General features: G+C 71.6%; 23 protein-coding genes, 2 tRNA genes and 1 pseudogene. 23 read left to right on the top strand and 3 right to left on the bottom strand.

What is annotated here, in order from left to right:
• Positions 1-207: 207 nt before the first annotated feature.
• The 8 genes from ACFWY6_RS21505 to ACFWY6_RS21540 all read left to right on the top strand — a co-directional run bounded on the left by ACFWY6_RS21505 (position 208) and on the right by ACFWY6_RS21540 (position 8488).
• Positions 208-1398: an acyl-CoA dehydrogenase family protein gene (locus ACFWY6_RS21505; protein ID WP_384692678.1), complete on the top strand. Its 1191-nt coding sequence runs from the start codon at positions 208-210 to the stop codon at positions 1396-1398.
• Complete coding sequence (locus ACFWY6_RS21510) at positions 1395-2303, top strand: bifunctional MaoC family dehydratase N-terminal/OB-fold nucleic acid binding domain-containing protein (RefSeq protein ID WP_384692680.1); 909 nt, start codon at positions 1395-1397, stop codon at positions 2301-2303. The genes ACFWY6_RS21505 and ACFWY6_RS21510 overlap by 4 nt, the downstream gene beginning before the upstream one ends.
• Position 2304: 1 nt before the next feature.
• The gene (locus tag ACFWY6_RS21515) at positions 2305-3429 is read left to right on the top strand and encodes an acyl-CoA dehydrogenase family protein (protein ID WP_384692682.1); all 1125 of its coding nucleotides are present in this window, start codon (positions 2305-2307) and stop codon (positions 3427-3429) included.
• A gap of 63 nt (positions 3430-3492) precedes the next feature.
• The gene (locus ACFWY6_RS21520) at positions 3493-3912 is read left to right on the top strand and encodes a MaoC family dehydratase (protein ID WP_384692726.1); all 420 of its coding nucleotides are present in this window, start codon (positions 3493-3495) and stop codon (positions 3910-3912) included.
• Positions 3909-5075: a lipid-transfer protein gene (locus ACFWY6_RS21525; RefSeq protein WP_384692683.1), complete on the top strand. Its 1167-nt coding sequence runs from the start codon at positions 3909-3911 to the stop codon at positions 5073-5075. The genes ACFWY6_RS21520 and ACFWY6_RS21525 overlap by 4 nt, the downstream gene beginning before the upstream one ends.
• Positions 5076-5148: 73 nt before the next feature.
• Positions 5149-5979: a glycoside hydrolase domain-containing protein gene (locus tag ACFWY6_RS21530; protein ID WP_384692685.1), complete on the top strand. Its 831-nt coding sequence runs from the start codon at positions 5149-5151 to the stop codon at positions 5977-5979.
• A gap of 151 nt (positions 5980-6130) precedes the next feature.
• Positions 6131-6694, top strand: a complete 564-nt coding sequence (locus ACFWY6_RS21535) for a SigE family RNA polymerase sigma factor (RefSeq protein ID WP_209446289.1) — start codon at positions 6131-6133, stop codon at positions 6692-6694.
• A 144-nt stretch (positions 6695-6838) separates the two neighbouring features.
• Complete coding sequence (locus ACFWY6_RS21540; protein ID WP_384692689.1) at positions 6839-8488, top strand: long-chain fatty acid--CoA ligase; 1650 nt, start codon at positions 6839-6841, stop codon at positions 8486-8488.
• A gap of 111 nt (positions 8489-8599) precedes the next feature.
• Here ACFWY6_RS21540 and ACFWY6_RS21545 read toward each other — a convergent pair whose 3' ends face one another.
• Positions 8600-9862, bottom strand: coding sequence for an MFS transporter (locus ACFWY6_RS21545; protein WP_384692690.1), 1263 nt, complete (start codon positions 9860-9862; stop codon positions 8600-8602).
• A gap of 128 nt (positions 9863-9990) precedes the next feature.
• On the opposite strand from ACFWY6_RS21545, the gene ACFWY6_RS21550 reads away from it, so the two are divergent.
• Entirely contained in the window at positions 9991-10566 is a 576-nt protein-coding gene (locus ACFWY6_RS21550) for a TetR family transcriptional regulator (RefSeq protein WP_384692693.1), read from the top strand.
• A gap of 82 nt (positions 10567-10648) precedes the next feature.
• Here the strand turns inward: ACFWY6_RS21550 and ACFWY6_RS21555 are convergent, their stop codons facing one another.
• Positions 10649-15034 (bottom strand): PAS domain-containing protein, encoded by a 4386-nt coding sequence (locus tag ACFWY6_RS21555; protein ID WP_384692696.1) that lies wholly within the window; start codon positions 15032-15034, stop codon positions 10649-10651.
• A gap of 188 nt (positions 15035-15222) precedes the next feature.
• The gene (locus ACFWY6_RS21560; protein WP_384692698.1) at positions 15223-15666 is read right to left on the bottom strand and encodes an SSI family serine proteinase inhibitor; all 444 of its coding nucleotides are present in this window, start codon (positions 15664-15666) and stop codon (positions 15223-15225) included.
• Between the two features lie 213 nt (positions 15667-15879).
• Here ACFWY6_RS21560 and ACFWY6_RS21565 point away from each other — a divergent pair.
• The 14 genes and pseudogenes from ACFWY6_RS21565 to ACFWY6_RS21630 all read left to right on the top strand — a co-directional run.
• A tRNA-Ser gene (locus ACFWY6_RS21565) sits at positions 15880-15970 on the top strand.
• A 191-nt stretch (positions 15971-16161) separates the two neighbouring features.
• Positions 16162-16234, top strand: a tRNA-Arg gene (locus ACFWY6_RS21570).
• 117 nt (positions 16235-16351) lie between these two features.
• Positions 16352-16747 carry a VOC family protein gene (locus tag ACFWY6_RS21575; protein ID WP_384692700.1) on the top strand — a complete coding sequence of 132 codons (396 nt, stop codon included), beginning with the start codon at positions 16352-16354 and terminating at the stop codon, positions 16745-16747.
• Between the two features lie 22 nt (positions 16748-16769).
• Positions 16770-17050, top strand: a pseudogene (locus ACFWY6_RS21580) (GNAT family N-acetyltransferase); the annotation flags it as partial.
• Between the two features lie 229 nt (positions 17051-17279).
• On the top strand, positions 17280-17699 hold the full coding sequence (locus ACFWY6_RS21585) for a hypothetical protein (protein WP_365497308.1): 420 nt from the start codon (positions 17280-17282) through the stop codon (positions 17697-17699).
• A 38-nt stretch (positions 17700-17737) separates the two neighbouring features.
• A complete protein-coding gene (locus ACFWY6_RS21590) occupies positions 17738-18538 on the top strand; it encodes an ATP-binding cassette domain-containing protein (protein WP_384692703.1) in 801 nt (266 codons plus the stop codon).
• On the top strand, positions 18538-19839 hold the full coding sequence (locus tag ACFWY6_RS21595; protein WP_384692706.1) for a hypothetical protein: 1302 nt from the start codon (positions 18538-18540) through the stop codon (positions 19837-19839). Before ACFWY6_RS21590 ends, ACFWY6_RS21595 begins: the two co-directional genes overlap by 1 nt.
• Positions 19840-19886: 47 nt before the next feature.
• Complete coding sequence (locus ACFWY6_RS21600) at positions 19887-20492, top strand: hypothetical protein (RefSeq protein ID WP_384692709.1); 606 nt, start codon at positions 19887-19889, stop codon at positions 20490-20492.
• Positions 20493-20592: 100 nt separating this feature from the next.
• Positions 20593-21447, top strand: a complete 855-nt coding sequence (locus ACFWY6_RS21605) for a DUF2797 domain-containing protein (protein ID WP_384692711.1) — start codon at positions 20593-20595, stop codon at positions 21445-21447.
• A 128-nt stretch (positions 21448-21575) separates the two neighbouring features.
• The gene (locus tag ACFWY6_RS21610; protein ID WP_384692714.1) at positions 21576-21920 is read left to right on the top strand and encodes an antibiotic biosynthesis monooxygenase family protein; all 345 of its coding nucleotides are present in this window, start codon (positions 21576-21578) and stop codon (positions 21918-21920) included.
• Positions 21901-22815, top strand: coding sequence for an amidohydrolase family protein (locus tag ACFWY6_RS21615; RefSeq protein ID WP_384692717.1), 915 nt, complete (start codon positions 21901-21903; stop codon positions 22813-22815). The genes ACFWY6_RS21610 and ACFWY6_RS21615 overlap by 20 nt, the downstream gene beginning before the upstream one ends.
• A gap of 74 nt (positions 22816-22889) precedes the next feature.
• Complete coding sequence (locus ACFWY6_RS21620; protein WP_384692720.1) at positions 22890-23651, top strand: response regulator transcription factor; 762 nt, start codon at positions 22890-22892, stop codon at positions 23649-23651.
• Positions 23648-25285 (top strand): sensor histidine kinase, encoded by a 1638-nt coding sequence (locus tag ACFWY6_RS21625; protein WP_384692722.1) that lies wholly within the window; start codon positions 23648-23650, stop codon positions 25283-25285. Before ACFWY6_RS21620 ends, ACFWY6_RS21625 begins: the two co-directional genes overlap by 4 nt.
• A gap of 26 nt (positions 25286-25311) precedes the next feature.
• Positions 25312-26208: dolichyl-phosphate beta-glucosyltransferase (locus tag ACFWY6_RS21630; protein WP_384692724.1), on the top strand; the 897-nt coding region annotated here is incomplete at its 3' end.

Genomic DNA, 26208 nt, shown 5'->3' on the forward strand with positions numbered 1-26208 from the left:
GGCGTTTTGGTCTGTAGTCCTGGGGGGGGGTCGGGGGGCGGGGGGGGGGGGGGGGGACGGGCCGCGCAGGCGTGTTCGGCCCCGCATTGCCGCCGGGGGTCCCGCCCTTCGTATCCGGGGTGATCTCTTGACACTCGCACGGTTTCTGACGGACAGTCAGAAACCCTTGTCGGTGCGACGCCCGTACGCGAAGGAGAGGCCGCCGCCGTGCACCTCGCCCCCACCGAACGCCAGCAGCAGCTGCGCTCCGAACTGCGCGCGTACTTCCGCGATCTGATGCCGGGAGGACCGCCCGAAGGCGACGACCTGGAGGGGCAGCGGCGCCTGCTGCGGCGCATCGGGGCCGACGGAATGCTCGGCCTCGGCTGGCCCGTCGAGTACGGCGGGCAGGGGCGGGGCGCCGACGAGCAGTTCGTCTTCTTCGACGAGGCCTATCGCGCGGGAGCGCCGGTGTCGATGGTCACGCTGAACACCGTCGGCCCGACGCTCATGAAGTACGGCACACAGGAGCAGAAGGCCTCCTTCCTGCCGCGCATCCTCAGCGGCGATCTCGTCTTCGCGATCGGCTACAGCGAGCCGTCGGCGGGGACGGACCTCGCCTCGCTGCGTACGCGGGCGGTGCGCGTCAAGGATGGATCCGACGACGCGTGGCTCATCGACGGGCAGAAGATCTTCACGTCGAACGCGCAGAACGCCGACTGGATCTGGCTCGCCTGCCGCACCGACCCGCAGGCGCCCAAGCACCAGGGCATCTCGATCATTCTCGTGCCGACGGCGGCGCCCGGTTTCTCGTGGACGCCGATAGAGACCGTGGGCGGGCTGACCACGACGGCGACGTACTACGACGGGATACGCGTGCCCGCCACGAACCTCGTCGGCGAGGAGAACGGCGGCTGGGGGCTCATCACCAACCAGCTGAACCACGAGCGCGTGGCGCTCGCCGCGATCGGCATGCAGGCCGAGGACTTCTACGCGGCGGCCCTCGCCTTCGCGCGTACACCCGATCCAGTGACGGGCGAGCGTCGGATTGACGCTCCGTGGGTCCGTTCCAGACTGGCCGAAGCGCGGGCGCGGCTCGCGGCTACGCGCCTGGTCAACTGGCGTTTGGTGGGCGAAGTGGGGGCGGGCCGGCTGGCGCCCGGAGACGCGAGCGGCGTGAAGTTCATGGGAACCGAATCGGCCGTGGAGGTGTACCGAATATGTCAGGAAGTCACGGGCGGCGCGGGTCTGGTGAGGGCCGGATCGCCCGGGGCCCTGGCGCTCGGCACGGGCGGTGAGGGGGAGTTGGAGCGGATGAACAGGGCGGCGCAGATCAATACGTTCGGCGGTGGGGTGAGCGAGGTGCAGCGGGAGATCGTGGCGACGATGCGCCTCGGGATGCGGAGGGGACGGCGGTGAGCGATCTTTCGTACGAGGCGCTGAAGGTCTTCGAGGGCAGGGCGGCCGCGACCTCGGGCGTGGGCAAGGACCGGGTCAACGAGCCGATGATCCGGCACTGGTGCGAGGCGATGGGGGACGCCAACTCCGCCTATTCCGGGGAGGATCCGATCGCGCCGCCGACCATGCTCCAGGCCTGGACGATGGGCGGGCTCTCCGGACACCAGGGGCGCTCGGCCGCCCACGACGAACTGTTCGCCCTGCTCGACGGCGCGGGCTACACATCGGTGGTCGCCACCGACTGCGAGCAGGAGTATCTGCGGCCGCTGCGGCCGGGGGACGAGATCACCTTCGACGCGGTCATCGAATCGGTCTCGGAGCGCAAGACGACGAAGCTGGGCACGGGCCACTTCGTCACGACGCGGATGGATGTCAGGGCGGGCGGCGAACCGGCAGGGACCCACCGCTTCCGGATCCTCAAGTACGCACCCGCGCGGCGCACACCGCAGGGCAAGAGGCCCCGCCCGGTCATCAACAGGGACAACGCCGGGTTCTGGGAGGGTGTGGCGCGCCACCAGCTCCTGATCCAGCGCTGCGGTGACTGCCGGGCACTGCGCTTCCCCTGGCTGCCGGGCTGCAACGCCTGCGGATCGCTGGAGTGGGACACGGTCGAGGCGAGCGGCCAGGGCACCGTCTACTCGTATGTCGTCACGCACCATCCACCCTTCCCCGCCTTCGATCCCCCGTACGCCGTCGCGCTCATCGACCTGGCGGAGGGCGTGCGCATGGTCAGCAATGTGGTGGGCGTGCCCAGCGACAAGGTGCGGATCGGGCAGCCCGTCCGGCTCGAATTCCAGCGTGTGGACAAGGAGTTGGAGCTTCCGGTGTTCCGGCCCGTCGAGGCCATGGAAGGGGGCGGGGTCTGACATGGACTTCACACCCACGGACGAGCAGACGGCCGCGCGGGAGCTCGCGGCGGAGATCTTCGGGGACCTGTCCACGCCCGAGCGGCTCGCGGCGGCGGGGACGGCATCGGACGCCGAACTGTGGAAGGCGCTGTGCGCCGCGGGGCTGCCGGGTGCGGTGGAGGACGTCGGGCTGCTGGGGCTCGTGCTGCTGCTGGAGGAGCAAGGGCGGGTGACGGCACAGGTGCCGCTGGCGGCGAGCTGTGTCTACGGCCTGCTCGCCGTGGCGGTCCATGGCACGGAGGAGCAGCGGGGGCGGCTGCTGCCGGGGCTGCGGGACGGCACGGCGGTCGCCACCGGGGCGTTTCCGGCGGGCGGTGGCGTGGTGGTGGCGTCCACGCAGGGAGGTGGGACGGGGTCGCCGGAAGGGCTGACGGGGTCGTTGGAAGCGTCGACGGGGCTGCCGGAAGCGCCGACGGGTTCGCTGACCGGAGCGGTGCCGTGGGTGCCGTGGCTGCGGGATGCCACACACGTCCTGGTGGCCGTGCCGGATCGCATACGGCGGGGCGGCCACAGCCTGTGGATGGTGCGGGTGGCCGACGCGGCGACCGAGCCGGTCGAGCTGACGGCGCCCTGGGCGGCCGGGCGGCTGGTGCTCGACGGGACTCCCGGGGAGCGGATCGGCGGGGACGAGGCCTACGCCGATGTGCTGGCGAGTGCGCGGACGGCCTTCGCGGGGCTGCAGGCCGGTGTGTGCGCGGGATCGCTGGCCCGCGTGGTCGCCCACACGAACGAGCGGGAGCAGTTCGGCCGGCCGCTCGCTGCCAAGCAGGGGGTCCAACTCCGGGCTGCGGACGCCTATATGGACACCGAGGCGATACGCGTCACGGCGTACGAGGCGGCTTGGCGGCGCGACGCGTCGTTGGCGTACGACGAGCATGCGCTGACCGCGGCGTGGTGGGCGTCGGAGGCGGGCAAGCGGGTCGTACACGCGGGCCAGCATCTGCACGGAGGCATGGGCGCCGACCTCGACCACCCCGTGCACCGGCACTTCCTGTGGGGGCGGCAGCTGGACGCGTATCTGGGGTGCGGGAGTGAAGTCCTCGCGGAACTGGGCGACTTGATCGCTGAGGAGGAGTCGGTATGAGGAGTCGGTATGAGAGGAGGCGGTGAGATGAGCGGGGGTGAGGGGATGAGCAGGGGCGTCGGGGTGAGCGTGGGCGACAGGCTGCCCGAGCTCACCATCCCGGTGACCCGGACGCTTATCGTCTCCGGTGCGATCGCGTCGCGGGACTATCAGGACGTGCACCACGACGCGGTGGCGGCGCAGGAGAAGGGGTCCCCCGACATCTTCATGAACATCCTGACCACGAACGGCCTGGTCGGTCGGTACGTCACGGATCACTTCGGGTCCGGTGCCGTGCTCCGCAAGGTGGCGATACGGCTTGGGGCGCCCAACTACCCAGGGGACACGATGGTGTTGACGGGCTCCGTCGAGCAGGTCGAGGGCGATACGGCCACGGTCAAGGTGGTCGGGGCCAACGGCATCGGCAAGCACGTCACCGGGACGGTCACGGTCTCGGTCACGGCGCCGGCTTCGGGTGGCGCGTCGGCAGGAGGCGCGGCATGAGCGTGCGGACGCGTGATCGGCTCGGCGGGAAGGCGGCCGTCGTCGGCATCGGGGCCACCGAGTTCTCGAAGGATTCGGGGCGCAGCGAGCTCAGACTCGCCGTGGAGGCGGTGGGCGCGGCGCTCGACGACGCGGGACTCGGCCCCGGTGATGTCGACGGCATGGTCACGTTCACGATGGACACCAACCCGGAGATCACCGTCGCGCAGGCGGCCGGGATCGGGGAGCTCTCCTTCTTCTCGCGTGTCCATTACGGAGGCGGCGCGGCGTGCGCGACCGTTCAGCAGGCGGCGCTCGCGGTGGCGAGCGGAGTGGCCGAAGTGGTGGTCTGCTACCGGGCGTTCAACGAACGTTCGGGCCGCAGATTCGGCTCGGGGGTGCAGCACCGTGAGCCGTCGGCGGAGGGCGCGGCGCTCGGCTGGTCCCTGCCGTTCGGACTGCTGACTCCCGCGTCGTGGGTGGCGATGGCGGCCCAGCGCTATCTCCACACCTACGGCCTGACTCCGGATGCCTTCGGCCCTGTCGCGGTCACCGACCGGAAGTACGCGGCGACGAACCCCGCGGCCTACTTCCACGGCAAGCCGATCACCCTCGCCGATCACGCCGAGTCCCGCTGGATCGTCGAGCCGCTGCGGCTCCTCGACTGCTGCCAGGAGACCGACGGCGGCCAGGCGATCGTCGTGACGAGCGTGGAGCGGGCCCGGGATCTGCCGCACCCGCCGGCCGTGATCACGGCAGCGGCGCAGGGTGCGGGGCGGGCACAGGAGCAGATGACCAGTTTCTACCGCGACGACCTGAGCGGGCTGCCCGAAATGAGTGTGGTGGCACGGCAGTTGTGGCGGAGCTCGGGTCTGGCGCCCGGAGACATCGACGTGGGCATTCTCTACGACCACTTCACGCCGTTCGTGCTGATGCAACTGGAGGAGTTCGGCTTCTGCGGGCCGGGTGAGGCGGCCGGCTTCGTCGCGGAGGAGCGGCTGCCGCTGAACACCCACGGAGGGCAGCTCGGGGAGGCGTATCTGCACGGGATGAACGGGATAGCGGAGGCGGTACGACAGGTGCGCGGCACGTCCGTGAACCAGATACCGGGCGCCGCGCGCACCCTGGTCACCGCGGGCACCGGCGTCCCCACATCGGGGCTGATTCTGGGGTCGGACGGCTGAACGCGGCGCGTGTCCCGGGCGGGGCGCGGGAGCCGGGCCCTTCACTCGGCGTATGCACTGCCGAAAAGCGATCATGGGACTTGTCCTCGCTCTCGCCCTGACCACGCTGGCCCTGTGCGCGGTGCCGACGGGCGCCACGAGCAGACCTGACGGCACGTCGGAGGCCGGGCGCGGCCGGGCGGCCGCCAGGGTGTCGACCTTCCACGGGCGGGGCTTCGACACCTGCCACACCCCGCCCCTGGGCACCATGCGCCGCTGGCTGAGCTCCGACTACCGAGCGGTGGGCGTCTACTTCGGAGGCCGGGGCCGGGCGTGCAAGCGGCAGGCCCATCTGAGCCGCGACTGGATGCGTGCGGTGCGGGGGATGGGCTGGCGGGTGCTGCCGCTGTACGTGGGGTCGCAGTCGCCCTGTGTCTTCGCGAAGAACAAGAAAGGCGTACGCATCGGACGGAACGCCTGGAGGCAGGGGACGGGCGAGGGGCGCGACGCGGTCCGCAGGGCGAAGGCACTCGGGATGCTGCGGGGCAGCGCCCTCTACTTGGACATGGAGGCGTACGACTACCGGAACAAGAAGTGCGCGCGCACCACGCTCGCCTTCGTGCGGGCGTGGGACAGGAAGGTGCGCAGGCTGGGGTACGTACCGGGGTTCTACAGCGGCGCGGACTCCGGGGTGCGGCACATGGAGGCGGCGCGGCGTGCGGGGGTGCCGGACCTGCCGGCGGTGATGTGGTTCGCACGCTGGCGCACACGCCCGCACCTGTACCGTGAGCCCGCGCTGCGGCGGGCCTGGCGCCCCGCGCGGCGCATCCACCAGTACGCCGGGAACGTGCGGGAGCGGCACGGCGGACGTTCCCTGATGATCGACCGGAACCTCGTGCACGCGCCGGTGGCCCGGATCCGCTGAGGACCGTCTCAGGGATGAACCCTCAGGGGTGCGCTCCGTCTCCTCCACCTTCAGGAGGTGGGGCTACCACCCTTCGTACAACCTGAGGCGGACACCGCTTCGGGACCTGCGGCCGATCCGCTGAAGTAGGGGGCGCTTCTAGCGTGGAGCCATGACCGTATCCATGGTGCCCATGTGCACCAGCGCATCGAAGGCCGCGACGCGGACGGCGAGTCCTTCGGCGTATCCGTCGTTCGCGTCCTACGTACGGGCACGTCAGCCCGTGTTGCTGCGCACCGCACGCTCGCTGACCGCGAATCCGAGCGATGCAGAGGATCTGCTGCAGACCGCTCTCACCAAGACGTATGTCGCATGGGACCGCATCGAGGACCACCGCGCCCTCGACGGCTATGTGCGCAGGGCCCTGCTGAACACCCGTACTTCGCAGTGGCGCAAGCGCAAGGTCGACGAGTTCGCATGCGACGAGCTGCCCGAGCCCGAGGTGACGCCGGTCGGGGATCCGGCGGAGCAGCAGGTGCTCCGGGACGCCATGTGGCGCGCGATCATGAAGCTGCCGGCGCGGCAGCGGGCGATGGTCGTCCTTCGGTACTACGAGGATCTCAGCGAGGCCCAGACGGCCGAGGTGCTCGGCGTGTCCATCGGGACCGTCAAGAGCGCGGTGTCGCGTGCGCTCGGCAAGCTCCGCGAGGACCCGGAATTGACGCCTGTCCGGTGATTCACGCTGCTCCGCCGGACCTTTCTTCTCCCGGACTAGTGACATACCGTGCGGTATGCGGCAAGAATCTGGCGAGCCCTACTGCCAGGTAGGTCATCCGGGAGCCGCCCCGGATGAATGCCGCGCGCCCACCGGGAGGACGCCGTGCTGAGCACGATGCAGGACGTACCGCTGACAGTCACCCGCATCCTTCGGCACGGGACGACCGTGCACGGGTCGTCGCAGGTCACGACGTGGACGGGCGAAGCCGCTCCACAGCGCCGCAGCTTCCGCGAGATCGGTGAACGCTCGGCCCGCCTTGCGCACGCGCTGCGCGAGGACCTCGGGGTCGACGGCGACGAACGCGTGGCCACCTTCATGTGGAACAACGCCGAGCATGTCGAGGCCTACTTCGCGGTCCCCTGTATGGGAGCCGTCCTGCACACCCTCAATCTGCGGCTGCCCGCCGACCAGTTGACCTGGATCGTGAACCACGCGGCCGACCGCGTCATCATCGTCAACGGCTCCCTGATCCCCCTGCTCGCGCCCCTGCTCCCGCAGCTGCCGACCGTCGAGCACCTGGTGGTCTCGGGCCCCGGCGACCGCGCCCCGCTCGCCGGAGTCACCGCGCAGGTCCACGAGTACGAGGACCTGATCGCCGGTAAGCCCACGGTCTACGACTGGCCCGAGCTGGACGAGCGCACGGCCGCCGCCATGTGCTACACCTCCGGCACGACCGGCGACCCCAAGGGTGTCGTCTACTCGCACCGCTCCATCTATCTGCACTCGATGCAGGTCAACATGAGCGAGTCGATGGGGCTCACGGACGCGGACACCACCCTCGTCGTCGTCCCGCAGTTCCACGTCAACGCCTGGGGCCTGCCGCACGCCACGCTCATGGCGGGCGTGAACATGCTGATGCCGGACCGCTTCCTGCAGCCCGCGCCGCTCGCCGAGATGATCGAGTCGGAGCGGCCCACGCACGCGGCCGCCGTCCCCACCATCTGGCAGGGCCTGCTCGCCGAACTCACCGCGAAGCCCCGTGACGTCAGCTCCCTCGGCCAGGTCACCATCGGCGGCTCGGCCTGCCCGCCCTCGCTGATGGCGGCGTTCGACAAGCTGGGCATGCGGGTCTGTCACGCCTGGGGCATGACGGAGACCTCCCCGCTCGGCACGGTCGCCCGCCCGCCGGCCAAGGCGATCGGTACCGACGAGGAGTTCACCTACCGCCTCACCCAGGGCCGATTCCCGGCCGGCGTCGAGGCGCGCCTGGTCGGCCCCGGCGGCGAACACCTGCCGTGGGACGGCGAGTCGGCGGGTGAGCTGGAGGTGCGCGGCCCGTGGATCGCGGCGGCGTACTACGGCGGGGCCGGCGAGGACGTGCTCAAGCCCGAGGACAAGTTCAGCGCGGACGGCTGGCTGAAGACCGGCGACGTCGGTGTCATCACCTCCGACGGATTCCTGACCCTCACCGACCGCGCCAAGGACGTCATCAAGTCGGGCGGGGAGTGGATCTCCAGCGTCGAGCTGGAGAACGCGATCATGTCCCACCCGGATGTCGCGGAGGCGGCGGTCGTCGCCGTCCCCGACGACAAGTGGGGCGAACGCCCGCTCGCCACCGTCGTGCTGAAGGAGAACGCGAGCGTCGACTACCTCGCCCTGCGCGACTTCCTCGCGGGCACCATCGCCAAGTGGCAGCTGCCCGAGCGCTGGGCGATCGTGCCGGCCGTGCCGAAGACGAGCGTCGGCAAGTTCGACAAGAAGGTGCTGCGCAGGCAGTACGCGGAGGGGGAGCTGGACGTCACCCAGCTCTGAACCGGGCGCCGGGTGCCGGGTGATGCCGGGCGACTTCAAGCCCGACCCGGCCGCCGAACGACCGCACGACACCGGCCCCGCACGACACCGGCCCCGCGCGATACGCCGCTCTCACGTGGAGCGGCGTATCGCCGTGACCCAGCCCAGGGCCAGCCACACCGTCGCGATGACGCACACCCCGCCCCAGCCGCCGTGGGTGAAGGCGGTCCCGGCGAGGGCCGAGGCCAGCGCGCCGCTCGCGAATCCGCCCACCACATAGGCGGTGTTGGCGGTGGCGGGCAGGCTGGTGGTGGTCAGCGCCAGGGTCTGGTTGGCGACATGGCTCGCCACGAGCGCCGCGTGGATCAGGATCCCGGCCGCGCACAGCGCCCACAACTGCCGCCCGCCGAGCCAGAACAGCGGCAGACAGACGGCCGCACCCGCATAGGCGGTCGCCGTCACGCGCGCCGCCCCGAACCGGTCGACGAGATCACCGGCCAGCGGCGCGACCACGGTCGCGGAGAGCCCGAGGAGGCCGAAGAGCCCCGCGGCGCCCGTCGACATGTCGTACGCATCGCTCGTGAGGAGCAGGGCGAGCGAGGTCCACACCGCGCTCCACGCGCCGTACATCCCGCCTTGGCGCAGGCACGCGCGGCGCAGCTCGGGCGACTCCTTCAGGACTTGGGGCAGCCGGGCAAGGCCGGCCAGGGCCGGGCCGCTGTGCCGCGGCCGGGTCTCGGCGGGCAGCAGGGCGGCGGTGGCAAGACCGAGCACCAGGGTCAGCGCGGCCGCGCCCACGAAGACGACGCGCCAGCCGTGCGCCTGCGCCACGAGACCGCCGAGCACCCGCGCGGCGACGACCCCTGCGAAGAGCCCGGCGATCACGGCAGCCACATGCCGGGCCCTGCGGTCGGCGGGTGCGCGCTCCGCGACGAGCGGCACGAGGAGCTGCGGTATGACGCTCGCCGCGGCGGCCACGAACAGGGCGCAGGCGAGCGCGACGGGTCCCGGGCTGACGGCGGCCGCGCCCATGGCCAGGGCGGCGGCGGCCGACAGTATGCCGACGAGGCGGCGGCGGTTGGCCGTGTCGCCGAGCGGGGCGAAGAACAGCAGCCCCGCCGCGTACCCGAGAAGGGAGACCGAGGCGAGCCAGGCCAGGGCGGAGGGTTCGCTGCCGAAGCCGTGCGCGATGAGGGGCAGCAGGGGAGCGGCCAGGTAGATGTTGGCGACGGTCACCGCGGTGCAGATCGCCACCACGGCGAGCAGCAGTCCGGGCGGGACGGCTCGCCCGGGTGGGACGGCTCGCCCGAGCGGGACGGCGCGCCCGGGCGGTGCGTCCGCGTCCCGGGCGATCACAGGCGTCCGGCTCCTGGTGTCTGAACCTGAGGGCGGCATGAGGGGGCATGACTCCTTGCGTCAAGAGGCAACCAACTGGTTGGTTGGAAAAAGTCTGCGCCCGTGACCAGCGCGCTGTCAAGCAACCAACCAGTTGGTTACCCGAAAGGATTGGCTACCCTGTCCCCATGGCAGTGAGAGACCCCGAGGCCACCAAGGCCCGGATCTTCGAGGCGGCGGTGGCCGAATTCGCGCGGTACGGCATCGCGGGTGCCCGCATGGACCGCATCGCGACCGAGGCGAAGGCCAACAAGCAGCTCATCTACGCCTATTTCGGCAACAAGGCCGAGCTCTTCACGCAGGTCCTCGAGAAGCGCATGCTCGACATGGCGGTCAGCAACCCCGTCGACGCCGACGACATGGACGGCTGGATGGACCGGCTGATGGATTACCACGCCGCCCATCCCGAACTGCTGCGGCTGCTCTTCTGGGAGGGCATCGAGTACGGCACGGACGAACTCCCGGACGAGCGGGAGCGGGTCGATCACTACGACCGGAAGGTCGCCGTGCTCGCCGACGCCCAGGCCCGAGGCGTCATCAGCGACGAGATCCCGGCCGCCCACCTGCTGTTCATGGTGGTCGCGCTGGCCGGCTGGTCCACGGCCGTGCCGCAGATGCGGCGGATCCTCGTCGGCGACGAGAAGGCCGACAAGGAACGGCTGCGCGCCAGCATCAAGGCCGCGGTGCGCCGCATCACCGCCTGAGAACCGGGCGCTGGTTCCGTACCGGGCGCTGGTTCCGTACCGGGCGCTGCTTCCGTACCGGGCGCTGCTTCCGTACCCGGCGCTAGTTAGTCCCGATCTTCGCCAGCAGATCCACGATCCGGCCCTGCACCTCACCGCTCGTCGAACGCTCCGCGAGGAACAGCACCGTCTCCCCCGCCGCGAGCCGCGGCAGCTCCGTCTCGTCGACGGCTGCCGTGTAGACGACGAGCGGGGTGCGGTTCAACTGGCCGTTCGCGCGCAGCCAGTCGATGATTCCGGCCCTGCGGCGACGCACCTGCATCAGGTCCATCACGACCAGGTTCGGTCGCATCTGCGCCGCGAGCGTCACCGCGTCCGCGTCGCTCTCGGCCCGTGCCACCTGCATCCCGCGCCGCTCCAGCGTCGCGGTCAGGGCGAGCGCGATCTCCTCGTGCTCCTCGATGAGCAGGACGCGCGGCGGGTGCTGCTCGCTGTCGCGGGGCGCGAGCGCCTTCAGGAGTACGGCGGGGTCGGCGCCGTACGCGGCCTCGCGGGTCGCCTGGCCGAGTCCCGCCGTGACGAGTACGGGAACTTCAGCGGCGACGGCGGCCGTGCGCAGCGACTGCAGGGCCGTACGCGTGATCGGTCCTGTCAGCGGGTCCACGAAGAGCGCGGCGGGGAACGCCGCGATCTGGGCGTCGACCTCCTCGCGCGAGTGCACGATCACGGGACGGTAGCCGCGGTCGCTGAGCGCCTGCTGGGTGGTGACGTCGGGCGCGGGCCAGACGAGGAGCCTGCGCGGGTTGTCCAACGGCTCGGGCGGCAGTTCGTCGTCCATGGGCTGCGGCTGGGGCCGGTTGGCGACCTCGACCGCGCCGCCGGGACCGTCCAGCGGCTCCGGGCCCTCGTCGGCGTCCTCGTCCGGAGCGCCGATCGCGTACGCACGGCCCGCGCCCTCGGTGGCGGATCCGATACGGGACTGCGGCTGGGCGCCGGGAGCGGCACCCGGAGTGGAGGCGGGAGCGGGAGCCGGGGCGGCCTGCGGATGCGCGCGCGCCGCGGTCTCGGGACGCTCATCGGCGGTCGGCTCCGGAGGCGTGGACAGCCTGCGCCGACGACCGGAGCCGCCGAGGGTGTGCCCCTGGGCCGAAGGCTGCGCGGGAGTCTGCTCCGGAAGCGGGCCGGCGGCCGGCGTGCCCGAGGCGGTGGCCGGAGCCGGAGCCGGAGCCTGGGGCGGCAGCGGCCCGGCAGCTCCGGACGCCTGCTTGGCCTGCCCCGTCGCGGACTTGGCCGGCCCCTGGGCAGCCTGAGCAGGAGCCTGCGGAGGCTGCGGCGCCTGCGGGATACGCGGACTCTGCGCGCCCTGCGGACTCTGCGGCGACGCCTGCTGGGCCTGGCCCTGCGCCGCCCCCGGCTGATTGCGCTGCTGCTCGGCGATCTGCTGGCCGAACGGCACGCCCTGCCCGAGCGTACGCACGCTGATCGCGCGCCCCTGCGTCGAGTTGGGGTCGCCGGGCGCGGCCTCGGCGGGCAGCGGCTGCGCGGCACGTGCCTGCGTCCCGCGCTCGGGCGGCAGCGCGACGCCCCGGCCGGGCGTCGGAACACCCTTGGCGGCAGCGGAAGTTCCTTCGCCGTACGTGGTGGCCTGCGTGGGCACACCCGCGGCCGGGGTGCTCTGCGCGGCGGCCTCCCCGGCAGGCGCCGAAGCAGGCGCGGCGGGAACAGCCGCAGCAGCCGCAGCCGCAGCGGGAGCAGCCGAAGCAGGTGCAGCCGGCGCGGCAGCCGCTGCCGGACGCGACCGTCGGCGTCCCGTCGGCGCATCCGCCGGGTGCGGCTGCGGCGGGGTGTGGTCGTCGCCCGGGTGGTGCAGCGCCGCCTCGTGCTGCCCGGTGTCGTCCTGGTCCGCCGCGGCGGGCGGCAGCGCGAACACGCGCCCGCTGGGCGCCTCATCGGCGGCGGCCCGCTCCTTGGCGGCGGCCAGCGCACGGCGCCGACGCCCGGTCGGACGCGGCGCGGCCTCGCCGGATTCACCGGCAGGCACACCCGCGACGGCAACAGCGGTACCGGCGGCGCCGGCCCCCTCCGCAGCCTCCTGCCCCCCACCCGAAGGCAACGCGGGCAACGCCAACTGATCACCGTCACGCCGCGCACGCCGCCCCGAAGCCGAAGCCCTCGGAGCCGTCGCGCCCGCGGGAACGGGAACGCCCTGCGGCGGCACCGTCTCCCCCAGCGCGGCGGACCCGGCCGCATGCTCGGCAGCGGTCACCACCGAGCCGACGGCGCCCGCGGACTCCACAGCACCCGTCGCCCCACCGGCACTTTCCACCGCACTGGGCCGCGCACGCCGCCGCCCCGTGCCACCGGAGCCGGAGCCGGAGCCGGATCCGGACCCGGAGCCAGCGCCGGAGCCGGAGCCGGAAGTCTGCGCTCCCCCGCCCTGAGCAGCCGCACCGGCCACCTCAGAAGCACCGGGCACCTCAGCCCCAGCCCCAGCCGCAGCCGCAGCCTCAACACCCTGCCCAGCCTCAAGAACCTGCGGCGCCTCAGCCGCACGCCGCCCCCGACGCCGCCCTGTACCGCTGGAGCCGGAAGCTCCCCCCGAGGTGCCGTCGCCAGGAACCCCGCTCTCCAAGAACGCGTCCACCGAAGGCCCGGAAGCCCGCCGGGCCCGCCGCCGCCCGCCACCGGACGTGGTGGCCGAGGCCTGCTCGGGCACGGTGACCCCTGCGCCCACCGAGGCATCGACAGCCGAAACCGCATCGGCAACGGCCCCGGCCCCCGCCCCGATAGGCACCTCAAGCACGTAAGCACTGCCGCTCATCCCCGGCACTTCATGCGTCTGCAGCACGCCTCCGTGCGCCCGCACGATGCCCCGCACGATCGGCTCGTGCACCGGGTCTCCACCGGCGTAGGGGCCCCGCACCTCGATGCGTACGACCTCACCGCGCTGAGCCGCGGCCACGACGATCGTCGAGTCCACGTACCCACCGGCGGCCGGGGCCGAAGCGCCCGCGCCCGCCCGGGCGTTCCCCGTGGCGTCGATCCCCGCGACATCCGCGACCAGGTGGGCCAGTGCCGTGGCGAGCCGCCCCGGGTCGACCTCGACCTCCAGCGGCGGTGCGTGCACCGCGAACTGCGCGCGGCCGGGCCCGATCAGCTCGACCGCGCCCTCCACGCCGTTCGCGACGACAGCGTCGAGCATGACTTTCGCGCACGAGAGCTGATCCGCACCCGAGTCGAGCAGCTGGAACCCCAGCACATTGTCGACAAGCGTGGTGATCCGCGCATACCCGGCCGAAAGGTGATGGAGCACCTGATTCGCCTCGGGCCACAACTGCCCGGCGTCATCCGCCGCCAGAGCCGAAAGCTCGCGTCGCAGCTCGTCCAACGGGCCCCGCAACGACGAGCCGAGCACGGCGAGCAGCTGCTCGTGCCGGGCGGCAAGAGCGTCGTACCGCGCCTTCTCGCGCTCGGTCAGTTCCTCGAACCGGTCCTTCTCGCGCTCGGCGAGCGCCGCGTACCGCTCCTGCTCGGCGGCGGCCTCCTCGGCGCGCTGCTCGGCGGCGGCGGCCAGTTCGGCGGCGTGCCTCTCGGTGGCGGCCCGGAGCTCCTCCGTGCGCCGTTCGGTCGCGGCCCGCATCTCCTCGGCGTGCTGCGCGAGCGCGGCCTCGTGCTCCTCGGCGAGGGCGTCGTAGGGCCGCCGGTCGGTGAACGTCATGACGGCGCCGACGAGCTGGTCGCCGTCCCGCACCGGAGCCGTCGTCAGGTCGACCGCGACCCGGTCGCCGCTCTTGGACCACAGGACCTGCCCGCGCACCCGGTGCTTGCGCCCCGAGCGGAGCGTGTCGGCGAGCGGGGATTCGTCGTACGGGAAGGGCTCGCCGTCGGCGCGGGAGTGCAGCACCAGGTGGTGCAGTTCCTGCCCGCCGAGGTCGCTGGCCCGGAAGCCCAGTATCTGAGCGGCGGCCGGATTGACGAGGACGACGCGTCCTTCGGTGTCCGTCCCGACGACACCCTCGGCGGCGGCGCGCAGGATCATCTCGGTCTGCCGCTGCGAGCGCGCGAGTTCGGCCTCGGTGTCCACGGCGCCCGAAAGGTCGCGGACGACGAGCATGAGCAACTCGTCGCCGGTGTAGCCGTAATTGTCGTAGGCGTCCCGGATGTCCTCGAGGTTCGAGCTGGTGACCTCGACGGGGAACTCGCTGCCGTCCGTGCGCCGCGCGGTCATCCGCTTCGGCTTGGTCCGCCCGCGCTCGTCGATGGAGTCGGGCCTGCGCATCGATCCGGGAATCAGCCGGGAGTCGAACTCCGGCAGCAGATCGAGCAGCCCGCGCCCCACGAGGGCGGTGCCCGGCGCCTCGAACGCCTCCAGCGCGATCGCGTTCGCGTTCACGACGGTCCCGTTGGCGTTGACGAGGACCAGCGCGTCCGGGAGCGCGTCGAGTATCGCTGCGAGGCGAGCAGCGCCTCGGGATGGCCTGCTGCTCACGACGACGCTTCCTCCCTGATTACTGCTGCTTGCCGACCCGCTCAGGCCATCTTGCCCCTCGGCCCGTGGCGTGTCACGGGAGGGAGTCTACGGGGAGTGGTTGTGCGTGCGAGGCCGGATGAGAGGGAGGTCGCACGCAGAAGATGTGAGCGGGGAATGAAGACGGGTGAACGCAAGGCCCTCTTGAGCTAGGCCGTGACCTCGGGCAACACCGGAACGAGCCGGTCCCAGCGGCCGATCTCGCAGCCGTTGCTGCGGTCGAACTTCGCGTCGACGGGCCGCCCGTTCCAGGTCCCGGTGATGTGCGCGGTGGCGGGCCCGCCGTACTGCATGGTGCAGATCGAGTCGGCCGGCACGGGTGCGAACGTGTCCCTCCCCCATGTCCCCTCGTCGAGCTTCCCGCACGCCTTCGCCGCGTCCCGGTGCGTGCCGCCCGCCGGGTGGCATTCCAGCTCGTACGTTCCGTCCCCCGCGCCTCCCGAGCCGGTGACCTTCACGGTGAGCCGGTCGTGGGTCGGCTCCGTGAGCGGCGTCGACAGGTGCAGCGGACCCATGTCGGCGTGGGCGGCGGAGGGCACGGCGCAGAGCGCGGCGACGGACGCGGCGGCGGTGAGGGCGATGCGGCGCAACATGACGGGGCTCCACTGGGTGCGGGGTACCGGGTACGCGAACACGTACGGGCTCTACCGCTTCTAACGCCACCCGCCGCGCGACGTTGCGGGCGCGCGGGACGCTTTGCCCTGTGGGCCTGACCACTAGTACCGTGGAGTCCGCGATTGGTGACACACCGCTCGGCTGTGTCATCATCTGCACGCACCCCTCGCGCTCGCGCAGGTGTGCAAGCTGGAGGCGTCGCCTAGTCCGGTCTATGGCGCCGCACTGCTAATGCGGTTTGGGACTTAAATCCCATCGAGGGTTCAAATCCCTCCGCCTCCGCTTCATGATCCGAAGCCCCGGTCCTGCTGGACCGGGGCTTCGGTGCTTCCTCGCTGTGAAGCGCGTTTCCGCAGGTCGCAAGGGGTGCGGCAAACGGATTTCACATGGCGGCGGCGGTCATGTAATGTTCTTCCTGTCGCCGCGAGCGGGCCGAAAGGCCGGGGAGCGAAGACAGACAAAAGAAAAATCAAGCACTCGTAGCTTAACGGATAGAGCATCTGACTACGGATCAGAAGGTTGCAGGTTCGAATCCTGCCGAGTGCACAGCAGACCAGAGGCCCTGACGAGAAATCGTCGGGGCCTCTGGCTTTTGCAGTGACGGCAGTCGTTGACGGCAACCGTCCTGGAGTCTGGGCGCCGTCCGCACTATCTGGGGGAGTCATGACGAGCAGGTTCACCGAGTTGACCGTTGACTGCCGTGATCCGGAGAGGCTCGCGGCCTTCTGGTGCGCGGTTCTGGACTTCACAGTGATCGACCGGAGCGAGGGCAAGGTCGAGATCGGCTCCTGGGTGCCGACCGTCGAGGACATTCGGGCCCGCCAGATGCCGCCGACCCTGCAGTTCATCCAGGTTCCCGAGGGCAAGACCGTCAAGAACCGGCTTCACCTCGACGTCAGCCCGATCGACGGCAGCACCGAGGACGAGGTGACCAGGCTGCTCGCCCTCGGCGCGACCACGACGGACGTGGGCCAGGGCGCAGACCGGAACTGGGTGGTCATGGCCGACCCCGAGGGCAACGAGTTCGACGTCCTGCGCACCCTGGCGCCGCAGAAGTAGGCCGCGAGCGGGCATCCGCACCATGACCGGACCAGGGTCCGTCGCCTGGCCGCCTGCCCCGATCAAGACCGAGCGGCTGGTGCTCCGTGAGTCCGAGTCCCGGGACCGTGCGGCGTTCATCGAGCTGTTCGCATCGCCGGAGGTGGGCACCTACCTGGGCGGCCCTCGACCGCGCTCAACCGGCGCGACGCGGAGCAGCGGAGTCATGTCCGCCCGGATGCCGGGGAGGCCGAACTCGGCTACCTGCTCCTGCCGGAGGCGTGGGGACGCGGGTACGCCGCCGAGGCGTGCGCGGCGGCGCTCGACGGTACGAGGCGTGGGGCGCCGAACAGTGGATGGGCGTGTGGTCCTCGGGCACGCCGTCCGGCGAGTGATCGCGACCTTCGGCGATCACCCGGACCGGCCGTCGAACCACCTCCCCCGTGATCGTCAGTGTGATCGCGGGCACAGCTGAGACATTGGCCAGCGGAGTCACGTATTCCGCACATAGCGTGATCAACGACCAAGTAAGTCCTGCTTTATTGGAGGATCGATGCGCAAGGTTTTGACGGGGAAGCGCAAGCTGGCGGTCGTGGCGCTGACGGCTGTGGCCATCGGGCTGCCGGCCGTGGGTGCGGTCGCGGGGGAGATCAGCGGGAGCAGGCTTCCGTTCTCCATAGCCACCGCGGGCAACAAGGAAGACGGTGACCGCTGGAAGGGCAAGAGCAGCGGTCACGCCAAGGCCTGTGGCGATGTGCCGGTGAACGACACTCGGACGTTCAGCGCGTACATCTACCAGGACAAGAGCTTCCGCCCTGACCCGCAGATCGCCAGCACCTCCCGCAGCTACAAGCAGGGGTACGGCTGTGGTGGCTACAAGGGCACCAGCACGGGTGGCAAGTACTACACCAAGGCCACCTGGGCCGGGATCCCCGGCAGCCGGGCCTACGGTTACGTGAACGCCCAGAACTGATCAGGAATCAGGATCAGTAATCAGGAATCAGGAATCACGTGACCAGTAGCAACAGCGCTGCCGCGGCCGGCTTTCAGCCGGTCGCGGCGGTCGCGGCCGTGACCGTCCGGTATGGGTCCACGGTCGCCCTCGATGACGTCTCCCTTGAATTCCCCTCCGGGGTCACCGGGCTGCTCGGGCCCAACGGGGCGGGGAAGAGCACCCTGTTGTCGCTGTTGAGCACGGCGCGCAGACCCAAGTCCGGCTCGGTCAGCCTCCTCGGGGACGAGGCGCCGGGGCGGAAAAGGGTGCAGGACATCAGACAGCGGATCGGGGTGCTTCCGCAGTCCTTCGGGTTCTATCCCCGTTTCACCGTCCTTGAGTTCACCGAGTACGCGGCCTGGCTGCGCAAGGTGCCCGCCGCCCGGCGCCGTGAGCGGGCCCGCGAGGCGCTGCGGCTTGTGGAGATGGAGAAGTACGCGGATCGGAAAATGGGGGCCTTGTCCGGTGGCATGCTGCGGCGCGTCGGCATCGCCCAGGCCATGGTCAACGAACCGTCCCTGGTGCTCCTCGACGAACCGACCGTCGGCCTCGACCCGGCCCAGCGCGTCGGATTCCGGGGTCTTATCCGGGAGTTGGGCGAGCGGTCCGCGGTCGTGATGAGCACGCATCTCGCCGAGGACGTCGCCCATGTGTGTGATCGGGTCGCCGTGCTGCTGGAGGGTTCGGTCCGGTTCACGGGGACGGTCGGCGAGTTGTGCGCGCTCCCGGACGGGGGCGCGGACGGCATGGACGTCGACGGGGGAGCCGTGGAAGCCGGGTATCTGCATCTGGCCGGGACGGAAGCGGTGGCGACCTGATGCATGTGCTGCTGACCGAGATGCGGCGCGGCGAGGCCAAGTGGGCCGCCGCGCTCATGGGCGCGATCGGCGTGTACTACTTCACCGCCGAGAGCCCCGCCGAGAGCGACTGGATCGGCTGGTGGACCCAGACCAGCCTGCAGGTCCAGCTCTACGCGGTGATCGTGATGGGCTCGGTGATGAGCGCCGCGGCCGCCTGGGGAGCGGGCCGCGCCTTCCGGCACCGGACGCGGGTCTGGGCGGACACCGCGGCCCGCGGCGGCTGGGCGCAGGCGCTGCTGCTCTGGCTCGCGGTGTGGCTGTGGGCGTTGATCGCGTACGCCGTGCTGATCGGTGTGGCGTTCTCGCGGACCGCGGGGGTGAGCGAGGTCGGCGGGCCCTCGTGGACGCCGTTGCTGCTCGGGGCCGCGATGCTGGGCCTGGAGATCGCCGTGGGCGTCGCGATCGGTTCGGCGCTGCCGTCCCGTGTGGTCGCGCCCTTCGCGGGGATCTTCTGGTACGGGCTCTTTGTTTTTGTGGCGTTCGTTCCGGACACTCCGCTCGACAAGCTCTTTCCCGCGATCGACGAGTTCTGGAGCTCGGAGTTCGAGCCGAACACCACGCGCATGCTGATCGCCGTCGCCTGGTGTCTTGCCTTCGGTCTGCTCCTGACCGCGCTGCCCGCGCTGCGGCGCCGTGCCGCGCTCGCGCCGCGGCCCATCGCCCTGGGGGCGCTCGCGGTGGCCGCACTCGTCGCGGGCGGCACGCTGGTGGGCTTCCGTACGCCGGTGCCCGATTCGTACTGGGCGGTGCGCAAGGCCCAGCCCGCGCAGCCGCTGTGCGCCGCCAGCGGGCGTACGAAGGTGTGCCTGTGGCCGGCCGACCGCCATCTGCTGCCGCAGGCCAAGGGCGCCGTGCGGACCGTCGACGAGCGGCTCGGCTCGCTGAAGGGGCTCAACCGCGCCTTCTACGCGACCGGCCTGGACAGGCCCAAGGGCCACACCGCCGAGCTGTCCCTGATGACGCCCGCCGAGACCGAGGCCGACCTGACCGACGCCCTGTTCGCGGCCTCCCTGCCGCAGCCCGCAGCCACGGACTGCGAGCCGCCGGTGCTCAAGGAGACCGGCGGCTACCCGGGCACCTTCCTCTTCGAAGCCGTCATCCGTGCCCGCGCCGGCGCGCCGAGCGACTACTACGGAGAGAAGTTCGGGCGGGCCCTGGAGCGCATCACCAGTGCCCCGCGCGAGAAGCAGGACACGTGGATCGAGGCGGCGGCGCAGGACATCCGTGCCTGCCGCGCGCTTCCGGAGCTGCCGCGGTGACCCCTGTGCGGACCCTCCTCGCGCCACGGAGTCCTCAGACCTGGGCCGTGCTCGCCTTCGTACGCTGTCGGGGCCTGCCGCGGGCCACGGGCGTCGCGCTGATCGTCGCCCTGGTGGCGACCGCGTTCGCGGGGCAGCGGATGGCGGTCCCCGAGTTCCGCTATCTGGTCGACTTCAGCGTGCCGGTGGCCGAGGTCGTGCCGCTGGCCCACGCGGTGATCCTCGCGACCACGCTGTTCTCGCCGATGGCGGACCTGGAGCAGACGTCGGCCCAGCCGATGACCCGCCACCGGGGCCTGTATCTGGTGGTGCTGCTCGCCCTCGCGGTCGGCCTGAGCGCGCTGCCGCTGCTCACCGGGGCGACCGCGGAGGTGTTCGGCTCCGCGGCGCGCAATGTCGTGGGCTATCTCGGCCTCGGCATGATCAGCGCCCGCCTCTTCGGCAGCGGGCTCGCGTGGCTGCTTCCGCTCGGCATGTTCGGGCCCACGCTGCTGCTTGGCGTTGACAGCGACAACACGCCGGAGCCGTGGGCCTGGTCGCTGCATGCGTCGTCCAGTACGTCGGCTGCCGTGGTGGCTGTGGTGCTGTGGGTGATGGGCGTGGCGGCGGCGGCCACCGGGCGGCCCCGTCAGACGGAGCGTGCGGAGCAGTAGCGCTCCGCTGGGGGTGCGGTCTTCGTCTGCGGGTTCGTTGTGGCTGGTCGCGCAGTTCCCCGCGCCCCTTCGGGGCACGGCCTTCGACAACACTGTCCCCATGGAGTGGCGCAGTGCGGGGTTGAGCTGGGCGGGCGGGGAGCCGGTGCTCGGCTGGGAGCGGGGGGACGTCAGCCCGTTGGTGGTGGGGCGGCACGTCGGGTTCCGGGCCGCCGGGCCGCGGCGGTGCGTGGGGGCGCGGGGGAATCCGTGCCCCGATGCCGCCGTGGTGGCGGGGCGGGCGACGCAGGCCCGGTGTGCGCAGTGCGCGCGGCTCGACCGGGCGCACTCGGTGGCCGCCGACACCATCGCCGACGATCCGCGGGCCTATCGCGTCTATCTGGCGTGGTTCGGTCCCGGCATGGTGAAGGTCGGGATCACCCGGGAGGAGCGTGGCGCCGCGCGGCTGCTCGAACAGGGGGCGGTGGCGTTCTGCTGGCTGGGCCGGGGGCCTTTGATGGCGGCGCGGCGGGCCGAGGAGCTGCTGCGGGTCGCGCTCAAGGTGCCCGACCGGATCTCGTACGCCAGGAAGCGCGCGGTTCGGTCCGCGCTGCCGGGAGAGGCGGCGCGGCGGGGCGAGTTGGAGCGGATGCACGGCTTCGCCGTCGCGCTCGACGGGTGGCCCGAATCGCTGGAGCGGCTGTCCGGCGGGATCGTGGATCACGGGGAGGCATTCGGGGTGGAGCGGCTCGCGGGGACCCGTGGGTACGCCGTCACGGAACTCGTCGACGGCGGGGTGGTCTCGGGGAAGCTGGTCGCGGTGGCGGGGCCCGATCTGTGTCTGGACGACGCGGGGCGGCTCGTCGTGCTCGACAGCAGGCTGCTGCGGGGGTGGCGGCTCGAAGGGGTGCGGGGCGCGACGCGTACGACGGTTCCGGTGCGGGAGGTGCCGGTCGAGCAGGGCGGGCTGTTCTGAGACGTATGCCGTATGCCGTATGACGTACGCCGCCGAAGCTGACCGGAGGGTCAAGTCTCACCTCCCGTACGGCAATGAAGGCGGGGAAAGGGTGGACAGTGCGGGGCGCGTGGCCGAGCCTGAGGGACATGAGTGATCTTCCCGTGTCGCCTGTCCCGCCCTTCGAACCGCCTTACTACACCGTCGTGTTCACCTCTCTGCGGACCGAGGCAGACCACGGCTACGACGAGACCTCCGAGCGCATGGAAGAGCTGGTCGCGAAGGTCCCCGGCTTCCTGGGCATGGACTCCGCGCGCACGCCCGGCGGGCTCGGCATCACCGTCGGGTACTTCCGCGACGAGGACGCGATCAAGGAGTGGCGCGCCGTGACGGAGCACCGTGCGGCGCAGCGGCGGGGGCGCGAGGAGTGGTACGAGACGTACTCCGTCCATGTCGCCAAGGTGGAGCGGAGCCATGGCTTTGAGCGGGGATGACGCGGCGAGCCCGGACGGTAGGGAGGCCGCCGGTGTCGTCCGCTTCTGGGAGCGGCTCGGGCTGCCCGGACTCGTCGACGTACACACGCACTTCATGCCCGAGCGGGTCCTCGCGAAGGTGTGGGAGTACTTCGATTCGGCGGGGCCGCTGGTCGGGATGAAGTGGCCGGTGATCTACCGCCATGAGGAGGAGCAACGCATCGCGCTGCTCCGGGAGTTCGGGGTGCGGGCCTTCACCTCGATGGTCTACCCGCACAAGGCGGGCATGGCGCGGTGGCTCAACGGCTGGGCGGCCGAGTTCGCCCGCCGGACGCCCGACTGCCTGCACACGGCGACGTTCTATCCCGAGCCGGACGTCGAGGCGTATGTGCGCGAGGCCGTCGACGCCGGTGCGCGGGTCTTCAAGTCCCATGTGCAGGTGGGGGGTTATGACCCGGGCGATCCGCTGCTCGATCCTGTGTGGGGGCTGCTCGCCGATGCGGGCATCCCCGTGGTGGCGCACTGCGGTTCGGGGCCCGCGCCGGGCAAGCACACCGGGCCCGAGCCCATCGGCCGGCTGCTCGCCCGGCATCCCCGGCTGCGGCTTGTCGTGGCGCACATGGGGATGCCCGAGTACGCCGACTTCCTGACGCTCGCCGAGCGCTTCACGGAGGTCCGCCTGGACACGACCATGGTGTTCACCGACTTCACCGAGCGGCTCAGCCCCTTCCCGCGGGCGCAGCTGCCGCGGCTCGCGGATCTGGGGGAGCGGATCCTGCTGGGCACGGACTTCCCGAACATCCCGTACGGGTACGTCCATCAGCTCGACGCCCTCGAACGGCTCGGCCTGGGGGACGACTGGCTGCGGGCCGTCTGTCACGGGAACGGAGCACGGCTTTTCGGGCTGCCCACCTAGCCGGGGCGCGTTTCTCAGGGAATTCACAGGTTCCGGCAAGGGGTCTCTCAGGGGCGCGGCGCAGGCTGTCGGCCATGACTACGACCTCGCCCCAGGGGCGTACCGAACTGCTCAGGCCGGACGGGAGTCCCGTACGCGTGCTCGTCGTGGACGACGAGGTGTCGCTGACCGAGCTGCTTTCCATGGCCCTGCGTTACGAGGGCTGGCAGATCCGCAGCGCGGGCGACGGGGCCGGTGCGGTGCGGTGCGCGCGGTCCTTCAGGCCCGACGCCGTGGTGCTCGACATGATGCTGCCCGACATGGACGGCCTCGCCGTGCTCGGCAGGCTGCGGCGCGAGCTGCCCGACGTACCGGTGCTCTTCCTGACGGCCAAGGACGCCGTCGAGGACCGCATCGCCGGGCTCACCGCGGGCGGCGACGACTATGTCACCAAGCCCTTCAGCCTGGAGGAGGTCGTGGCGCGGCTTCGCGGGCTCATCCGGCGGGCCGGGGCGAGCGGCCGGCGCAGCGAGTCCGTGCTCGCCGTCGGGGATCTCACCCTCGACGAGGACAGCCACGAGGTGACGCGGGGCGGGGACTCCATCCATCTCACGGCCACCGAGTTCGAGCTGCTGCGCTATCTGATGCGCAATCCGCGGCGCGTGCTCAGCAAGGCGCAGATCCTCGACCGGGTGTGGAGCTATGACTTCGGGGGCCAGGCCAACGTCGTCGAGCTCTACATCTCGTATCTGAGGAGGAAGATCGACGCGGGACGCGAGCCGATGATCCACACGCGGCGCGGCGCCGGGTATCTGATCAAGGCCGCCCCATCGGTCGAGGGCGCGGCCGCGTCATGAAGCGGCGGCGGCAGCCGCGGTCGCTGCGGACGCGGCTCGTCGTCTCGGCGGTGGCGCTGATCGCCGTCGTCTGCGCGGTGATCGCGACGGTGACGACCATCGCGCTGCGCTCTCATCTGTACGAGCAGCTGGACACCTCGCTGGGCACGGTCGCGATGCGCGCGTCCGGGCCGCCCGGTGACGCGGGCGCGCTGCCCGAGCGCCACCGGCTGCCGGACGACGGTGATCCGCTGCAGTTCGTCTCCAAGGGGCCCCAGGAGGTCGGCACGATCGGAGCCGTCGTCCGGGGCGACGGCTCGGTCGGCGAGGCCATCGTCAGCACCGAGCCGGACACCGACAGCGGAAGCCCCGCGCCGCAGACCGAGCGGCTCGACGCGGACCAGTCCGCCGCGCTCCGCTCCGTGCCGCGCGACGAGAAGCCGCACAACGTCACCATCCCCGGCATCGGCGAGTACCGCGTCGAGTACGCGACCGGCGTCAACGGCGACTTCCTCGTCGGCATCCCCACGGCCAAGGTGCAGAACACCCTCAGTACGTTGATCATCGTCGAGGTCAGTGTCACCGCCGCGGGCCTGGTCGCGGCCTCGCTCGCCGGTGCCGCCATGGTCGGCGTCGCGCTCCGGCCGCTGCGCCGGGTCGCCGCGACCGCGACCCGGGTCTCCGAACTCCCCCTGCACTCCGGCGAGGTGGCGCTGCACGAGCGCGTCCCCGACGCGGATGCGAGCACGGAGGTCGGGCAGGTGGGCGCGTCCCTCAACCGGATGCTCGACCATGTGCACTCCGCGCTGCACGCGCGCCAGGAGAGCGAGACGCGGGTGCGGCGGTTCGTCGCGGACGCCAGCCATGAGCTGCGTACGCCGCTCGCCTCGATCCGCGGGTACGCCGAACTGACCCGCCGGGGGCGGGAGATCACCGGGCCGGACACGCGGCACGCCCTCGGGCGCATCGAGTCCGAGGCCCAGCGGATGACGGGGCTCGTGGAGGACCTGCTGCTGCTCGCCCGCCTTGACGAGGGGCGGGACGGCGGGCTTCCTGGCGCGGCTGGCGCGGCTGGCGCGGTTGGTGCCGCCGGTGCCGCCAGGCCCGCCGGTGCCGTCGGGGCGAGACAACCGCTCACGTACGAGAGCACTGATCTCTCACCCCTGGTCGTCGACGCCGTCAGCGACGCGCGCGCCGCCGGCCTCGAACACCACTGGAGCCTCGAACTCCCCGACGAGCCCGCCCTGGTGCTCGCCGACGCCGCCCGCCTCCACCAGGTCGTCGTCAACCTCCTCGCCAACGCCCGCACCCACACACCGCCGGGCACGAAGGTCACGGCCCGCGTGCTGCGGGGCGCCGGGCACGGCGTACGCCTGGAGGTCCAGGACGACGGCCCCGGCATCGTCCCCGCCCTCCTCCCCCACGTCTTCGAACGGTTCGCCCGCGGCGACGCCTCGCGCTCCCGCGCCGCCGGTTCCACCGGGCTCGGCCTCGCCCTCGTGCACGCCATCGTGGCCGCGCACGGCGGCACGGTGGCGGTGGAGAGCGTGCCGGGACGGACGGTGTTCACGGTGACGCTGCCCGCCGCGCCGCACGCCGCGAACTGCGAGGTCACGGACTCACAGTCGGACCACAGGCTCACCACACGGCCCTGACAGACCACTTGACGAATGTCGGTGGCATGCAAACCACCGACTCTTCCCCGGGCGGCGCTTGCTCGGTCACTCTGCCGGCGCGGGCGCACCTTCCCGCCGGATGGCGCGATGTGCCCGTCCTGGACATCGTGATCCCCGTCTACAACGAGGAGAAGGACCTCGGGCCGTGTGTGCGGCGCCTGCACGACCACCTCGTCCGCACCTTCCCCTATCCCTTCCGCATCACCGTCGCGGACAACGCGTCGACGGACGCCACGCCCCAGGTGGCCGCGGGACTCGCCGCCGCGAGCCCCGAGGTCGAGTACCGGCGGCTCGAACAGAAGGGCCGCGGCCGGGCGCTCCGCGCAGTCTGGTCCGCATCGGACGCCCCCGTCCTCGCCTATATGGACGTCGACCTCTCCACCGACCTCAACGCGCTGCTCCCGCTGGTGGCGCCGCTGATCTCCGGCCACTCCGACCTGGCGATCGGCTCCCGGCTCGCGCGCAGCTCACGCGTGGTGCGCGGCCCCAAGCGCGAGTTCATCTCGCGTACGTACAACCTCATCCTGCGCGGCTCGCTGCACGCCCGCTTCTCTGACGCCCAGTGCGGATTCAAGGCGATCAGGGGCGATGTGGCGGGGGTGCTTCTTCCGCTGGTCGAGGACACCGGATGGTTCTTCGACACCGAGATGCTGGTGCTCGCCGAGCGCGCGGGGCTTCGCATCCACGAGGTGCCGGTCGACTGGGTCGACGACCCGAACTCCACCGTCCACCTGGTTAAGACGGCCACGGACGACCTGAAGGGGGTGTGGCGGGTCGGGCGCGCCCTCGCCGGCGGCGCCCTGCCCCACGACCCGCTCGCCCGCCCCATCGGCGACGATCCCCGGGACCGGGCGCCGGACCCCGGCGCCCGCCGGCGCCCCCGCCCCCCTGGGCGCGAGCGC

Origin of the sequence: Streptomyces sp. NPDC059037 (assembly GCF_042740015.1) — a bacterium.
Taxonomy (GTDB): Bacteria; Actinomycetota; Actinomycetes; order Streptomycetales; family Streptomycetaceae; genus Streptomyces.

Excerpts from the sequence above, each read along its gene's own strand:
- ACFWY6_RS21515 (WP_384692682.1), top strand. The coding sequence starts at position 2,305 with ATGGACTTCACACCCACGGACGAGCAGACGGCCGCGCGGGAGCTCGCG.
- ACFWY6_RS21525 (WP_384692683.1), top strand. The coding sequence starts at position 3,909 with ATGAGCGTGCGGACGCGTGATCGGCTCGGCGGGAAGGCGGCCGTCGTC.
- ACFWY6_RS21530 (WP_384692685.1), top strand. The coding sequence starts at position 5,149 with ATGGGACTTGTCCTCGCTCTCGCCCTGACCACGCTGGCCCTGTGCGCG.
- ACFWY6_RS21535 (WP_209446289.1), top strand. The coding sequence starts at position 6,131 with ATGACCGTATCCATGGTGCCCATGTGCACCAGCGCATCGAAGGCCGCG.
- ACFWY6_RS21545 (WP_384692690.1), bottom strand. The coding sequence starts at position 9,862 with ATGCCGCCCTCAGGTTCAGACACCAGGAGCCGGACGCCTGTGATCGCC.
- ACFWY6_RS21550 (WP_384692693.1), top strand. The coding sequence starts at position 9,991 with ATGGCAGTGAGAGACCCCGAGGCCACCAAGGCCCGGATCTTCGAGGCG.
- ACFWY6_RS21560 (WP_384692698.1), bottom strand. The coding sequence starts at position 15,666 with ATGTTGCGCCGCATCGCCCTCACCGCCGCCGCGTCCGTCGCCGCGCTC.
- ACFWY6_RS21575 (WP_384692700.1), top strand. The coding sequence starts at position 16,352 with ATGACGAGCAGGTTCACCGAGTTGACCGTTGACTGCCGTGATCCGGAG.
- ACFWY6_RS21585 (WP_365497308.1), top strand. The coding sequence starts at position 17,280 with ATGCGCAAGGTTTTGACGGGGAAGCGCAAGCTGGCGGTCGTGGCGCTG.
- ACFWY6_RS21595 (WP_384692706.1), top strand. The coding sequence starts at position 18,538 with ATGCATGTGCTGCTGACCGAGATGCGGCGCGGCGAGGCCAAGTGGGCC.
- ACFWY6_RS21605 (WP_384692711.1), top strand. The coding sequence starts at position 20,593 with ATGGAGTGGCGCAGTGCGGGGTTGAGCTGGGCGGGCGGGGAGCCGGTG.
- ACFWY6_RS21610 (WP_384692714.1), top strand. The coding sequence starts at position 21,576 with ATGAGTGATCTTCCCGTGTCGCCTGTCCCGCCCTTCGAACCGCCTTAC.
- ACFWY6_RS21615 (WP_384692717.1), top strand. The coding sequence starts at position 21,901 with ATGGCTTTGAGCGGGGATGACGCGGCGAGCCCGGACGGTAGGGAGGCC.
- ACFWY6_RS21620 (WP_384692720.1), top strand. The coding sequence starts at position 22,890 with ATGACTACGACCTCGCCCCAGGGGCGTACCGAACTGCTCAGGCCGGAC.
- ACFWY6_RS21625 (WP_384692722.1), top strand. The coding sequence starts at position 23,648 with ATGAAGCGGCGGCGGCAGCCGCGGTCGCTGCGGACGCGGCTCGTCGTC.